Source organism: Burkholderia orbicola (assembly GCF_900100915.1).
GTDB lineage: Bacteria > Pseudomonadota > Gammaproteobacteria > Burkholderiales > Burkholderiaceae > Burkholderia > Burkholderia orbicola.
This window is the reverse complement of sequence record NZ_FNKW01000001.1, coordinates 2118131-2132789: the sequence shown is the minus strand read 5'-3', so window position 1 is coordinate 2132789 and position 14659 is coordinate 2118131. Positions and strand designations below refer to the sequence as shown.

Genomic DNA, 14659 nt, shown 5'->3' with positions numbered 1-14659 from the left:
AGTTATCCACATGCGCTGTGGATAGCCGAAAAACCCTCGCAAAATCCGGTGATTAGCGTCGAAAGCTGCGAATGAACTTTCAGTTGCCGTTGCCTGTCGGAGCGCCCTCGCCGGCCGTCGTCAATCGAGTTTGAACGAGCCGAAAAACTGGTCCAGCTGCTCCTGCGCGAGCGGCCCGTCGGCGATCACGACGGCCTGGTATGCGTGCCGGCCGCGCGCGGCAAGCCGCGCGACGATCGTCTTGCGCGCGCGATCGCCGCCGGCGGCGGCCCCCGCGATACGCAGTTCGAGCCCGTTCACCGCGCCGCCGGCGGCGAGCGGCACGGGCACCGCGGCCGTCTGCGGCGCGCCTTCGAGGTTGCGCGACAGCCCCGCGCGCAGGAAGTCGAGTGCCGTGCGGCGCGTGTCGTCGCGGTCGTCCGGCAGCGTCAGCGTGCCGACCGCGAACACCGCGCCGTCGACGTGCGCGGCCTGCATCCGCATCGGCATCGACGTGCCGCCGAGCGCCACCGGCTGCTCCTCGACGGTCGGCTTCGCCGGCAGGTCGATCGTGTAGCCGGCATCGTTGTGCAGCGTGCGCCAGTCGTACGACGGCGAGCACGCGGCCAGCGCGGCGCTCATGCAGGCCAGCGCGGCGAAGTGTCGCAGCGGGCGAAAAAGGGGGCGCAACGAATCGATGACTTCCTTCGGCATGGCGTGGATCGCGGCAGGCAAAACGGCCATTATCCGCCGAACCTGAAAACCGGGATGCGCGGCCGCCGCCGGTGCGCGCGCCGCATTCGCGCTAAAATGAGCGCCGAATTTCGACGTCCTTTGCATCGATCCGCGTCATCGACTCCGAGAGCACCAGATGAACACCACGCCTCCCGCCCGCCGCAGTACCGGCCCCGTCCGCTATATCGTCGCGGCCGCCGTCGTCGCGGCGATCGCCGTCGCCGGCTTCTTCGCGTTCAACGGCAAGTCCAGCGTGCCGGACGCGACCTTCACGCTGCTGTCGGGCCAGAAGGTCTCGACCGCCGGCGACCTGAAAGGCAAGGTCTATCTCGTGAACTTCTGGGCGACGAGCTGCGCGACCTGCATGCAGGAAATGCCGCAGATGGTCGATACCTACAATCGTTTCAAGGGCCAGGGACTGGAATTCGTCGCGGTCGCGATGAACTACGATCCGCCGATGTACGTCGCGAACTACGCGCAGACGCGCCAGTTGCCGTTCAAGGTCGCGCTCGACGACGGCAGCGTCGCGAAGCAGTTCGGCAACGTGCAACTCACGCCGACGACCTTCGTCGTCGACAAGGACGGCAAGATCCTGAAGCGCTACGTCGGCGCGCCGCAATTCGCGGAACTCGACGCGCTGCTCAAGAAGGCGCTCGACGGCAACGCGGCCTGAGCGCCGCCGCATCGGATTCGAAGGGGCGCGCACCGCACCGCCTCTTTCGGTAAAACAACGGACCGCATGACCGGGCACCCCGGTTCCGCGGTCCGTTTGCTTTTCAGCGCTCGGTTTCGCCTTTCGCCGACAGCCCGTAGCGCTTCATCTTCTCGTACAGCGTCGCCTTGCCGACATGCAGCCGGTCGGCCGTCGCGGCGACCGCGCCGCCCGTCTGGTTCAGCGCCTCGGCGATCACCGCGCGCTCGAACTGCTCGATGCGCTCCTTCAGCGTCTGGTCGTTGTCGGCGTCGTCGCCCGCGCCCGTTTCCGGCGGCATGTCGGCCACGCCGAGCACGAAGCGGTCGGCCGCATTGCGCAGCTCGCGCACGTTGCCCGGCCAGTCGCGCTGCATCAGGCTCGCGCGCTGCCGGTCGGTCAGCACCGGCGCGGGCCGCCCGTAGCGCACGGCCGCATCGAGCATGAAGTGCTCGAACAGCGGCACGATGTCCTCGCGGCGCTCGGCGAGCGGCGGCAGCGCGATCGTCACGACGTTGAGCCGGTACAGCAGGTCGCGCCGGAACGTGCCGGCCGCGACGAGCTCGCTCATGTCGCCCTTCGCAGCGGCGACCACGCGGCAGTTCACGCGGATCGGCTGGTTCGAGCCGAGCCGTTCCAGCACACCGTCCTGCAGCACGCGCAACAGCTTCACCTGCAGCGCGAGCGGCATGCTTTCGATTTCGTCGAGGAACAGCGTGCCGCCGGACGCGTATTCGAGCTTGCCGACGCGCCGCTTCGCCGCGCCGGTGAACGCCCCGGGCTCGTAGCCGAACATCTCCGACTCGAACATCGGCTCGGGCAGCGCGCCGCAATTGACCGCAATGAACGGCTTGTCGCGGCGCGGCGACAGCTCGTGCAGGCTGCGCGCGATCAGTTCCTTGCCGGCGCCCGTGTCGCCGTTGATCAGCACCGACGCGTCGGTGGGCGCGACGTTCGCGATCAGCTTGCGCACCTGCTCGATCGCGGGGCTGCGGCCGATGATGCGCGGCGCGACCACGTTCTGTCCGGCCAGCTCGCGCCGCAGCGCGTGGTTCTCGAGCACGAGCTCGCGGCGCTCGAGCGCGCGGCGCACCGTCTCGATCAGGCGCTCGGCCGCGAACGGCTTTTCGATGAAGTCGTACGCGCCGTCGCGCATCGCCTGCACGGCCATCGAGATGTCGCCGTGCCCGGTGACGAGAATCACCGGCACGTCCGGCACGCGCTCGCGGCACTGCGCGAGCACGTCGAGCCCGCTCGCGCCGGGCAGCCGGATGTCGCTGACGATCACGCCGGCGGTATCCGCGACGATCGCCTTCTCGGCCGCCTCGGCCGACTCGAAGCCGGCGACGTCGAAGCCTGCCAGTTGAAGGCTCTGCACGCTCGCCCGGCGCACGAGCGCATCGTCTTCGATATAGATCACTTGCAGCCGGTTGGCCATCTTGGTCACTTGCTCCTGACAGGCCGCGCGGCGCTGGCGCGTGCGGCTCTCGTTGATTCCGATCGTTCGTCGACCGGCCTGTTCACGCTAATTAATGCGAGCCCGCCGGCTCGGACACGGAGTCCGGATGATGCGTGCGGGCGCGCCGCAGCGTCAAGACGAACAGCGCGCCGCCCGACGGTGCGTTGCGTGCCGTCAGCGCGCCGCCCGCGTCGCTCGCGATCGACGACGAGATCGCGAGGCCGAGCCCGAGCCCGCGCCCCATTTCCTTGGTCGTGAAGAACGGCTCGAACAGGCGCGGCAGCAGATCGGGCGCAATGCCGGAGCCGTTGTCGCGCACCTCGACCGCGAGCGTCGCGGCCGACACCGCGATCGTCACCTCGATGGCCGGCGCCGCGACGCCGGCCACCGCGTCGAGCGCGTTGCCGAGCAGGTTGATCAGCACCTGTTCGAGGCGCAGGTCCTCGCAGCGCGCGACGAGTTCGGGATAGTCGCGCGCCAGGTCGAGCGGCGCGTCGTGCGCGGGCGACACGGTCGCGTCCTGCAGCGTCAGCGTCAGCGCGACGCCGCGCAGGCGCTCGCCGAGCAGCGACAGCACGCTGCGCAGCGCGCGCACGACGAGTGCCCGCTCGTTGCGCGGCTTCGCGCGGCCGACGAACAGCTTCAGCTGGTTGGTGATCTTGCCCATCCGCTCGGTGAGCGCGGCGATCGCCTCGAGATTCTCGCGCGCGGCGGCCTGCTCGCCGCGATCGAGCAGCACGCGCGTGTTGTCCGAGAAGCTGCGCAGCGCCGCGAGCGGCTGGTTCAGCTCATGCGTGATGCCGGCCGCCATCTGGCCGAGCGCGGCGAGCTTGCTCGCCTGGATCAGTTCGTCGTGCGCGGCGCGCAGCTCCTGCTCCGCGCGAATCCGGTCGCCGACTTCCTTCTGCAACTGCTCGTTCGCTTCGGACAAATCGGCCGTACGCTCCTCGACGCGCCGGTTCAGCTCCGCGTACGCCTGCTGCAGCAGCGCGCGGCCACGGATCATCTCGCGCACGCGGGCGCGGCGCATCCGCCAGTAGAACGCCAGGAGCGCGACCGACACGAAGCCGAAACCGGTGACGATCGTCGCGTTGCGCGCATCCGCGTCGATCGGTGCGAGCGGCGCGAGCGTGACGAGCAGCCAGTCGGGCTCGCCGATCCGGCGCTTGCTGGCGAGGAAGCGCGGCGCGCGCCGGCCGGCGCCGAGGCGCACGATTTCCGCGTCGGCGCCGAGCGTCTGCTCGACGCGCAGCGGCAGCGGCGTGACCGGTTGCTGCGCGTACTGGCGCGTTTCGTAGATCGACGCGGCGACCGGCCCCGTGAGCGGGCGCAGCGTGTGGTACTTCCACGCGGGCACCGACGACAGGAACACGACGCCGTGATCGTCCACGACGACGAGCGGCTCGGACGCGTCGGCGCCCTGGAACCATTCGAGGTTGAGCTTCACGACGACGACGCCCGCGATCTTGCCGTCGCGCCACACGGGCTGCGAGATGTAGTAGCCGGGATCGCGCGAGATCGTGCCGATCCCGAAGAAGCGGCCGACCTGGCCGTTCATCGCGTCGAGGAAATACGGGCGGAAACGGTATTCGATCCCGACGAAGCTGTCGGGCGCGCGCCAGTTGCTGGCGGCGACGCACAGGCCGTCCGCGCCGATCACGTAGGTGACGGTCGCGTGCGCGTGTTCGTTGAGGTCTTCGAGATAGCGGTTGACGCGGGCGGTGTAGTCGCCGCGCTTCGGGTCGGCGAGCAGATCCTGCACGTACGGATGGCTGCCGAGCAGATAAGGCAGCGATTCGTAGCGGTCGAGCGTGCTCTTGAGCGCGCTGGTGGTGCGGTCGACCCGCACCGCGGCATTGCGCTGCAGCTCGGCGACGCCGCGCTGCCAGGTGATCGTCCACGTCAGCGCGCACGCCGCGACGAGCGCGGCGGCGAGCACGACGAGGATGAGCAGGCGGCGCGTCACGGTCGAGGCTTCCTGGCGATGCGGATCGCCTATTGTGTCATAGGCCTCCGCCTCGATGCCCCGGCCGCCGCGGGCCGCCCGGCCGGCGGGCGGTGCCGCCGCCTGCTCCTTCATGACGTCAGACGCCGGCCGTCGTCTCGGTCGGCGCGACTTCGCCGCCACCCTTCAGCGCCTGGCGCAGCTTGTTGCGGTCGAGCTCCTTCTCCCATGCCGACACGACGACGGTGGCCACGCCGTTGCCGACGATGTTGGTCAGCGCACGGCATTCGCTCATGAAGCGGTCGATGCCGAGGATCAGCACCATGCCCGACAGCGGGATCGTCGGCACGACGGCCAGCGTCGCGGCCAGCGTGATGAAGCCCGCACCGGTCACACCGCTCGCGCCCTTCGACGTCAGCATCGCGACGGCCAGCAGCGTGAGCTGCTGCATCCACGTCAGCTCGATGTTGGTCGCCTGCGCGATGAACAGCACGGCCATCGTCATGTAGATGTTGGTGCCGTCGAGGTTGAACGAGTAGCCGGTCGGCACGACGAGGCCGACGACCGAACGCGAGCAGCCGGCCTTCTCGAGCTTTTCCATCAGCTGCGGCAGCGCGGCTTCCGACGAGCTCGTGCCGAGCACGATCAGCAGCTCTTCCTTGATGTACGACACGAAGCGGATGATCGAGAAGCCGGTGAAGCGCGCGATCGCGCCGAGCACGACCAGCACGAACACGACCGACGTCAGGTAGAACGTGCCGATCAGCTTGAGCAGCGGCACCAGCGAGCCGACGCCGTACTTGCCGATCGTGAACGCCATCGCGCCGAACGCGCCGATCGGGGCCAGCTTCGTGACGATGTGCACGATGCCGAACAGCACGCGCGTCAGGCCGTCGATGAAGTCGGTGACCACGCGGCCGCGCTCGCCGAGGTGCGCGAGCACGCTGCCGAACAGCAGCGCGATCAGCAGGATCTGCAGGATTTCACCCTGCGCGAACGCGTCGACCATCGTGTTCGGGATGATGTGCATCAGGAAGTCGACCGTCGACTGCCCGTGCGCCTTGGCCGCGTACGACGCGACGGCCTTGCCGTCGAGCGTCGCCGGATCGATGTTGAAGCCGACGCCCGGACGCAGCAGGTGCGTGGCCGCGAGGCCGAGCAGCAGCGCGAAGGTCGACACGATCTCGAAGTACAGCAGCGCCTTGCCGCCGACGCGGCCGACCTTCTTCATGTCCTCCATGCCGGCAATGCCGGTGACGACCGTACAGAAGATGATCGGGCCGATCACCATCTTGATCAGCTTGATGAACCCGTCGCCGAGCGGCTTCATGTCGGTGGCGATCGATGGGTAGAAGTGGCCGAGGATCACGCCGACGATGATGGCGAAAATCACCTGCACATAGAGCACTTTGTAGAAGGGTTTCTTCTTCACGATGGTTCCTGCTGAAGTAGATGAGCCGTGGAAACGGCGTCACGCGCGCAGGGATGAACGAGAACGGGGGGCAATCCCCCCCGAAGCCATTCGCCCGCGCGGCCGCCGTGCCGCAACAAGCGATGCCTCAGGACATCCGGAGGGGGAGGAAGGCATTGGTCATCGGTTGTCTCCTTGCTTGCTGTAGTAGTTCGGCCGGGGGATGGCCGTGCGCTTTATATCGCAAGGTCGATGCCAGGTTTCCGGAACCCCTCAAGCCGTTGTTTTCATTGTATTTCCCATAATGCGGCAGGCAAGGAAATCCGGGATTCCGGATTTCCGGAAAATATCCGTCCGGCGATCCGGACGGATGCGTCGTTTCACCAGAGGAATCAGTGCTGCACGGCCTCGCCGGCCAGCAGGCCGGTCTGCGCGTAGAACTCCTGCTGCGCGAACGCGTCGCGCTCGCGGCGTGCGCGCTCGCCACGATCCGCGAGCGAACCGACCACGATCCCGACGAACGCGAGCGGCACCGACACCAGCGCCGGGTTGTCGAGGAACACCGCCGCGTGCGCGTGGTGCAGCACGTCGACCCACACTGACTTCGACAACACCGTGAGCGCGACCGCCGACACGAGGCCGAGGCCGCCGCCGAGCACCGCGCCGCGGGTCGTCATCCCGCGCCAGAAGATCGACATCGCGAGCACCGGGAAATTGGCGCTCGCCGCCACCGCCGCGACGAGCCCGACCATGAACGCGACGTTCACGTGCTCGAACAGGATCGACAGCGCGATCGCGACGGCCGACAGCCCGATCGTCGCCGCGCGCGAGATGCGCATCTCGAGCCGTTCGTCGGGCTTGCCGCGCGCCCACATCTGCGCATACAGGTCGTGCGAGATCGTCGTCGCGCCGGCGAGCGTCAGGCCCGCGACCACCGCGAGGATCGTCGCGAACGTGACGGCCGCGATGAACCCGTAGAACCAGTTGCCGCCCACTGCCTGCGCGAGCTTCACCGCGACCATGTTGGAGCCGCCGAGCAGGTCGTGCGTCAGGTTGAACGTGCCGTTCGCGCCGAGCCGGAAGAATTCCGGATGCTGCGCGAGCAGCACGATCGCCGAGAAGCCGATCACGAAGGTCAGCAGATAGAAGTAGCCGATGAAGCCGGTTGCGTAGAGCACCGACTTGCGCGCCTCCTTCGCGTTCGGCACCGTGAAGAAGCGCATCAGGATGTGCGGGAAGCCGGCCGTGCCGAACATCAGCGCGATGCCGAGCGACAGCGCGTTGGCCGGGTCGCGGATCAGCTTGCCGGGCCCCATGATCGACAGCGCGCCCGGATGCACGGCCACCGCGCGGCGGAACATCGCATCGATGCTGAAGCCGAATTCGCCGAGCGCGAGCAACGCCAGCAGCGTCGCGCCGCACAGCAGCAGCACGGCCTTGATCACCTGCACCCAGGTGGTCGCGGTCATCCCGCCGAAGAACACGTAGACGACCATCAGCACGCCGACGATCAGCTCGGCCGTGCCGTACGACAGCCCGAACAGCAACTGGATCAGCTTGCCCGCGCCGACCATCTGCACGACGAGGTACAGCACGACGATGGTCAGCGCGTTCGCCGAGGTCAGCAGCCGGATCGGCCGCTGCGCGAAGCGGTACGCGACGACGTCGACGAACGTGAACTTGCCGAGGTTGCGCAGCGGTTCGGCGATCAGGAACATCACGAACGGCCAGCCGACCAGGAAGCCGATCGAGTAGATCAGCCCGTCGAAGCCGAACATGAACACCATCCCGGACAGCCCGAGGAACGACGCGGCCGACATGTAGTCGCCCGCGATCGCGAGCCCGTTCTGCAGCCCGGTGATGCCGCCGCCGGCCGTGTAGAAGTCGCGCGTCGAGCGCGTGCGGCGCGCGGCCCAGCGTGTGAGCGCGAGCGTCGCGAACACGAACGCGAAGAACATCCCGATCGCGACCAGGTTCAGCTCGACCTTGTCGGGCATCGGGCCGGCGATGCCGGTGGCATGGGCGGTGGAGGAAACGAGAACGGTCAGCGCGACGAGCGCGCTCGAAAGGAATCGCATGCGGGCCTCCGTCACGAACGCTGCAGGATCGCGTCGACGCGGCGGTCGAACGCACGGTTCGCGCGCAGCACGTAGCACGCGGTCAGGCCGATCGCGATCAGGATGATCGCGACGCCCGCGGCGATCCCGACCGTCGTCGTCGCGCCGCGGTACAGCGGCGCGGCGAGCACGTGCGGCGCGAGCGCGACGAGCAGGATGAAGCCGTAGTACGTGGCGATCATCAACGCGGTGAGCGTGAAGCTGAAGCGGCGCCGGGCCCGCACAAGCTGCTGGTAGTCGCGGCGCGCCGTGACCGATTCGATGACGGAAAGCTCCATGGTGTCTCCATTTCCGGCTCATCATTGCGAGCGGTGTTTTGTGGAATGGTCGGCGCGCGTCGACTCACCGCCCGCGCCGCGGCGGAACAAGCGATCTACACGACGCGATCCGCCCGCAGCCGCGCGACGTCCTCCGCCGACATCCCGAGCCAGCCGCCGAGCACCGCGTCGGTATCGGCGCCGAGCACCGGCGGCGCACCGCGCACCGGCAGCCGCGCGCCGTCGAAGCGGTACGGCGGCGCGAGCACGTCGACCGCGCCCGCGGCCGGATGCGGCTGCCGCGTGACGAGCCCGGCGCGGGTGGCGCGTTCGGACGTCAGCGCTTCGTGCAATCCGAGCACTTCGCCGCACGGAATGCCCGCGTCGGCGAGCGCCGCCAGCAGCGTCGCGCGCGACCGCCGCGCGAGTTCGCGGCGAATCTCGGGCAGCAGGTCGGCACGATTCTGCGAGCGGCCGAGGTTGGTCTTGTAGCGTTCGTCGGCCGCGAGATCGGGCCGCTCGATCGCGTCGCAAAAGCGCGCGAACTGCGTGTTGTTGCCGACCGTGATCACGAGCGGGCCGTCGGCCGCGTCGAACACGCCGTACGGCACGATCGACGGATGCGCGTTGCCGTAGCGCGGCGGGTCCTCGCCCATCAGCAGCGCGTCGAGCCCGTAGTAGGCGGTGATCATCAGCCCGCAATCGAACAGCGCCATCTCGATGCGGCGCCCGCGCCCGGTCGCATGGCGTTCGTACAACGCGGCGAGGATCGCCTGCGCCGAATACATGCCGGTGAACAGGTCGACCGCCGCGACGCCGAACTTCAGCGGCGGCTGGCCGGCCTCGCCGTTCAGCGCCATCAGCCCCGCCTCGCCTTGCACGACGAGGTCGTAGCCGGGCCGCGCGGCTTCGGCGCCCGACCGGTCGTAGCCGGAAATCGCGCAGTGCACGAGGCGCGGATTCAGTTCGGCCAGCGCGTCGTAGCCGAGCCCGAGTTTCTCCGCGCCGCCGCACTTGAAGTTGTGGATCACCACGTCGGCCTGCGCGGCCAGCTCGCGCGCGATGCGCTGGCCGGCTTCTGTCTGCAGGTCGACGCAGATCGACCGCTTGCTGCGGTTCACGCTGTTGAAATAAGTGGTTTCGGTGTCGCCGATCCGCAGCCCCCAGTCGCGCGTATCGTCGCCGCGCGCCGGATGCTCGACCTTGATCACTTCCGCACCGAAATCGGCAAGCACCATCGCGCACCACGGGCCCGCGAGCACGCGCGAGAAATCGAGCACCTTCACGCCGGCCAGCGGCAGCGCGCACCGTTCGTTCGTCATCCTTGTCTCCTCCATTCGCGCCGTGCGCCCTTACTGTTTCGACAGCGCGATGTAGCGCGCGAGATGGTGATCCTCGTCGCCCAGCTGGTGATCGATCATCACGAGCCGCTTCGCGTAGTGCGACAGCGGCAGCTCCCACGTCATCCCGATCCCGCCGTGCAGCTGGATGCTTTCCTCGGCGACGAGCGTGCCGATCCGGCCGATGCTGTATTTCGCCGCCGCGAGCGCGCGCTCGCGCACCGCGCGCGGCGCATCGAGCTGCGCGGCCGCGTTGATCACGGCCGAGCGCGCCTGCTCGACTTCGAGCAGCAGGTCGGCCATCCGGTGCTGCAGCGCCTGGAAGCTGCCGATCGGCAGCCCGAACTGCTTGCGTGTGCGCAGGTAGTCGAGCGTGTGCTCCTTCGCGACGTCCATCGCGCCGAGCGCTTCCGCCGACAGCGCGAGCAGCCCGTAGCCGAGCACACGTTCGAGCAGCTCGGCGCCCGCTTCGCCGTCGAGCGCATCCGGCGCGCCGAGCGCGGCGTCGGCCGGCAATGCGACACGCTCGAAGCGCACTTCGGCCGCGCGGCCGCCGTCGATCTTCTTGTAATCGCGCAACGACACGCCCGGCGCATCGGCCGGCACGACGAACAGGCCGATGCCGGCCGCGTCGTCGTCGTTGCCGAACACCCGCGCGCTGACGACGAAGAACGCCGCCTGCGCGGCCTGGTCGACGACGCCCTTCGCACCGGTCAGCACCCAGCCGTCGCCCGAACGTTCGGCGCGCGTGCGCACCGTCGTCAGTTCGTAGTGCGAGCCCGGTTCGTCGTGCGCGAACGCGGCGCTCGCGCTGCCGTCGATCAGCGCGGCGATCCGGTCGCGATGCGCGGCGCCGCCGGCGAGCGCGAGCGCACGGCCCGCGAGCAGCGCGCCGAGGAACGGCTCGACGACGAGCCCGCGCCCGAGGCATTCGAACACCACGGCGATGTCGAAGCCCGCGCCGCCGAAGCCGCCGTCGGCTTCGGCGAACAGCGCGCCGACCGTGCCGAGTTCGGCGAAGCGCTGCCACATCGCGCGATCGAACCCTTCGGCCGACTGCGCGATGCGGTCGCGCACCGGGAACGCGTACTGTTCGGCGATGAAGCGGTTCAACGTGTCCGCCAGCATCCGGCGGTCTTCTGTGTGCTGGAAATCCATCGTCGCGTCCCTCGTTACAGCCCGAGCATCATCTTCGCGATGATGTTCTTCTGGATCTCGTTCGAGCCGCCGAAGATCGACAGCTTGCGGTTGTTGAAATACTGCTGCGCGGCGCTCGCGGCTTCTTCCGGGCCGACCGGTTCGCCGTCGTAATCGGCGTCGAGCGCGTCGTCGACGAACGGCTGCGCGTACGGCCCCATCGCGCGCCGCATCAGCGCGGTGATCTCCTGGCGGATCTGCGTGCCGCGGATCTTCAGCATCGAGCTTTCCGCGCCCGGCACGCCGCCGCCCGCGACCGCGGCCAGCACGCGCAGGTTGGTCGTGCGCATGTTTTCCAGTTCGATCTCGACGCGGGCGAGCCGCGCCGCGAAGAACGGATCGTCGGCCAGCGGCCGGCCGTTTTTCGTGACCTTCGCGGCCACCGCGCGCAGCCGGTCGAGCGCGGCGGTCGAGAAGCCGATCCCCGCGATGTTGGTGCGCTCGTACGTGAGCAGGTATTTCGCGTAGGTCCAGCCGCGGTTCTCTTCGCCGACCAGGTTCTCGACCGGCACGCGCACGTCGGTGAAGAACACCTCGTTCACCTCGTGCTCGCCGTCGAGCGTGATGATCGGGCGCACTTCGACACCCGGCGTATTCATGTCGATCAGCAGGAAGCTGATGCCCTCCTGCTTACGTACGTCGGTCGCGGTGCGCACGAGACAGAAGATCATGTTCGCGTAGTGGCCCAGCGTGGTCCACGTCTTCTGGCCGTTCACGACGTAGTGAGCTCCCTGCGCATCCACACGCCGCACCGCGCTCGTCTTCACCGCCGCGAGATCGGAGCCGGCGCCCGGCTCCGAATAACCCTGGCACCACCAGTCGGTGCCGTCGAGAATGCGCGGCAGCCAGTGACGCTTCTGCGCTTCGTTGCCGTACTTGATCAGCACCGGGCCGAGCATGTTCACGCCGAACGGCACGATGCGCGGCGCGCCGGCGAGCGCGCATTCGTTGTCGAACAGGAATTTCTGCGCGACGCTCCAGCCGGGGCCGCCGTATTCGCGCGGCCAGTGGCTCGCGAGCCAGCCGCGCGCGTTGAGGATCGCGTGCCATTCGCGCATGTCGTCGCGCGTCAGGTGCAGGCCGCCCTTCACCTTGCGCGCGGTACGCGCCGGCAGTTCGGCGGCGAGGAAGCGCTGCACTTCCGTGCGGAAGGCTTCCTCTTCGGGGGTGAAATTCAGGTCCATCTTCGGTCCGTGGCAAATGCGGTGGGTGCGGTGGGTGTTCAGTCGATGTGGTTCAGGCTCGCGAAATCGGCGCCGCGCGCGACGAGATCGACGAGCAGCGGCGACGGCTTCCAGAACAGCGGATCTTCCTTCGCGAACGCGCGGATATCGGCGAGCACGTTCGCGAGGCCGACCGTGTCCGCGTAGTGCATCGGGCCGCCGCGATAGCGCGGGAAGCCGTAGCCGTGCAGGAACACCGCGTCGACGTCGAGCGGGCGCAGCGCGATCTTCTCGTGCACGACGTTCGCGCCTTCGTTGATCATCGCGGCGAGGTAGCGGCGCAGGATCTCGTCGTCGGAGAAGGTGCGCGGCGTGATGCCCTTCTTCGCGCGTTCTTCCGCGACGATCGCGTCCACTTCCGGGTCGGGCGTGCCGACGCGCGCGCCGTCCGGATACAGGTAGTAGCCGCGGCCGGTCTTCTGCCCGAACCAGCCGCGCTCGCACAGCCGGTCGGAAATCTCCACGTAGCGCGCGTTCGGATCGCGCGTCGCCGCGCGGCGCTTGCGGGTCGCCCAGCCGATGTCGCCGCCCGCGAGATCGACCACCTGGAACGGGCCCATCGGGAAGCCGAACCCGCGCACCGCGCGATCGATCTGGTACGGCGACGCGCCGTCTTCCATCAGGTAGTCGGCAGCCGTCCGATAAACGGCGAGGACCCGGTTGCCGATGAAGCCGTCGCATACGCCCGCGCGCACCGGCGTCTTCTTCAATTGCTTGGCCAGCGCGAACGCGGTCGCGACGACGTCCGGGCTCACCCGCGCCGGCACGACGATCTCCAGCAGCTTCATCACGTTGGCCGGCGAGAAGAAATGCAGGCCGATCACGTCGGCCGGCCGGTCGATGCTCGCCGCGAGCGCGTCGATGTCGAGATACGACGTATTGGTCGCGAGCACCGCGCCCCGCTTGCACACGCGGGCGAGTTCGGCGAACACGGCCTGCTTCACGGCCATGTCCTCGAACACGGCTTCGATCACGACGTCGGCCTGCGCGAGCGCGTCGTACGACGTGCTGCCCTTGAAGCGCGCGAGCCGCGCCGCGTGCGCGGCCGGCGTCATCCTCCCTTTCGCGACGAGGCCGTCGTACACCTTCTCGACGTGCGCCCGGCCGCGCGCGAGCGATGCTTCGTCGCGCTCGATCATCGTCACCGGCAGCCCGGCGTCGAGCGCCGCGACCGCGATGCCCGCGCCCATCGTGCCGCCGCCGACCACGCCGATCCGCTCGACCGGCCGCGCACTCGCGCGCCGCGCCTCGGGCGCCTTCGCCGCTTCGCGTTCCGCGAAGAACGCATGCACGAGGCCCGCGCGCTGCGGGCTGTCGAGGCATTGCAGGAACAGGCTGCGTTCGAGCTTCATCCCCGCGTCGAACGACTGCGTGAGCGCGGCCTCGACCGCGTCGACGATCTTCGCCGGCGAGAACAGGCCCCGCGACTTCTTCGGCAATTCCGCGCGCGCCGCGTCGATCGCGGCCTGCGCGGCCGCGCGGTCGGCCAGCCCCTGCGCGTCCCGCGTGCGGCGCACCGGCGCGCCGAGCGACACGAGTTCCTGCGCATAGGCGAGCCCTTCGGCGAGCGTGTCGTCGCTGTGCGCGATGCGATCGACGAGGCCGAGCGCGAGCGCTTCCTCCGCGCTCGCATGGCGGCCCGTCAGCATCAGGTCGAGCGCGGCCTTCGCGCCGATCAGACGCGGCGCACGCTGCGTGCCGCCCGCGCCGGGCAGCAGGCCGAGCGTCACTTCGGGCAACCCGAGCTTCGCGCCGGGCACCGCGAGCCGGTAATGCGCGGCCAGCGCGACTTCGAGGCCGCCGCCGAGCGTCGCGCCGTGCAGCGCGACCACGACCGGCTTGGTACCCGATTCGATCCGCTCGCACACGTCGGGCAGCGACGGCGGTACGGGCGGCTTGCCGAATTCGCGGATGTCGGCGCCCGCGATGAAGTTGCGGCCGGCGCCGACGATCAGCACCGCGCGGATCGCGTCGTCGGCGTGCGCGGCGTCGATCGCATCGGCGAGGCCGCGCCGCACGTCGGCGGACAGCGCGTTGACGGGCGGATGGTCGATCGTGACGACGAGCACCTTGTCGCGCCGTTCGCGCGTGACCGTGCCGGTTGGGGGGATGGCGGGGGAATTCATGGCGTCTCCTGTCGAAGCTGTCGAGGCAGCAGGCATGCCCTGATTCTCGATTGATCGAGATTCATTGACAATTCCCGCACGCCTTTACAAGCTGTCAAGTCTGACTTGACACTGAATGCTTTCGGACCGTTTCAGACCGCATCGATCCGATTAACGGGCCGGATCAGGAGAGACCCCGC

General features: G+C 68.8%; 11 protein-coding genes. 1 reads left to right on the top strand and 10 read right to left on the bottom strand.

Going from position 1 to position 14659, the window contains the following annotated elements; translation table 11 throughout:
- Positions 1-120: 120 nt before the first annotated feature.
- Positions 121-693 carry a hypothetical protein gene (locus tag BLS50_RS10200; RefSeq protein WP_074802157.1) on the bottom strand — a complete coding sequence of 191 codons (573 nt, stop codon included), beginning with the start codon at positions 691-693 and terminating at the stop codon, positions 121-123.
- Between the two features lie 157 nt (positions 694-850).
- Here BLS50_RS10200 and BLS50_RS10195 point away from each other — a divergent pair, with 157 nt between their 5' ends.
- Positions 851-1387: a peroxiredoxin family protein gene (locus BLS50_RS10195; protein ID WP_006490813.1), complete on the top strand. Its 537-nt coding sequence runs from the start codon at positions 851-853 to the stop codon at positions 1385-1387.
- A gap of 103 nt (positions 1388-1490) precedes the next feature.
- On the opposite strand, the gene BLS50_RS10190 is transcribed toward BLS50_RS10195, so the two are convergent.
- The 9 genes from BLS50_RS10190 to BLS50_RS10150 form a co-directional block, all read right to left on the bottom strand.
- Positions 1491-2843 (bottom strand): sigma-54-dependent transcriptional regulator, encoded by a 1353-nt coding sequence (locus tag BLS50_RS10190; protein WP_054928068.1) that lies wholly within the window; start codon positions 2841-2843, stop codon positions 1491-1493.
- A gap of 91 nt (positions 2844-2934) precedes the next feature.
- Positions 2935-4944, bottom strand: a complete 2010-nt coding sequence (locus BLS50_RS10185; protein ID WP_074802156.1) for a sensor histidine kinase — start codon at positions 4942-4944, stop codon at positions 2935-2937.
- A 4-nt stretch (positions 4945-4948) separates the two neighbouring features.
- Complete coding sequence (locus BLS50_RS10180) at positions 4949-6241, bottom strand: dicarboxylate/amino acid:cation symporter (protein WP_006477705.1); 1293 nt, start codon at positions 6239-6241, stop codon at positions 4949-4951.
- A gap of 371 nt (positions 6242-6612) precedes the next feature.
- Positions 6613-8298, bottom strand: a complete 1686-nt coding sequence (locus tag BLS50_RS10175; RefSeq protein WP_074802155.1) for a cation acetate symporter — start codon at positions 8296-8298, stop codon at positions 6613-6615.
- An 11-nt stretch (positions 8299-8309) separates the two neighbouring features.
- Positions 8310-8615 (bottom strand): DUF485 domain-containing protein, encoded by a 306-nt coding sequence (locus BLS50_RS10170; RefSeq protein ID WP_006477703.1) that lies wholly within the window; start codon positions 8613-8615, stop codon positions 8310-8312.
- Between the two features lie 95 nt (positions 8616-8710).
- Positions 8711-9916: a CaiB/BaiF CoA transferase family protein gene (locus BLS50_RS10165; RefSeq protein ID WP_074802154.1), complete on the bottom strand. Its 1206-nt coding sequence runs from the start codon at positions 9914-9916 to the stop codon at positions 8711-8713.
- Between the two features lie 30 nt (positions 9917-9946).
- A complete protein-coding gene (locus BLS50_RS10160) occupies positions 9947-11092 on the bottom strand; it encodes an acyl-CoA dehydrogenase family protein (protein WP_074802153.1) in 1146 nt (381 codons plus the stop codon).
- Positions 11093-11106: 14 nt separating this feature from the next.
- Complete coding sequence (locus BLS50_RS10155; protein ID WP_006477700.1) at positions 11107-12315, bottom strand: acyl-CoA dehydrogenase family protein; 1209 nt, start codon at positions 12313-12315, stop codon at positions 11107-11109.
- 38 nt (positions 12316-12353) lie between these two features.
- Positions 12354-14480, bottom strand: a complete 2127-nt coding sequence (locus BLS50_RS10150; protein WP_074802152.1) for a 3-hydroxyacyl-CoA dehydrogenase NAD-binding domain-containing protein — start codon at positions 14478-14480, stop codon at positions 12354-12356.
- Between the last annotated feature and the right edge of the window lie 179 nt (positions 14481-14659).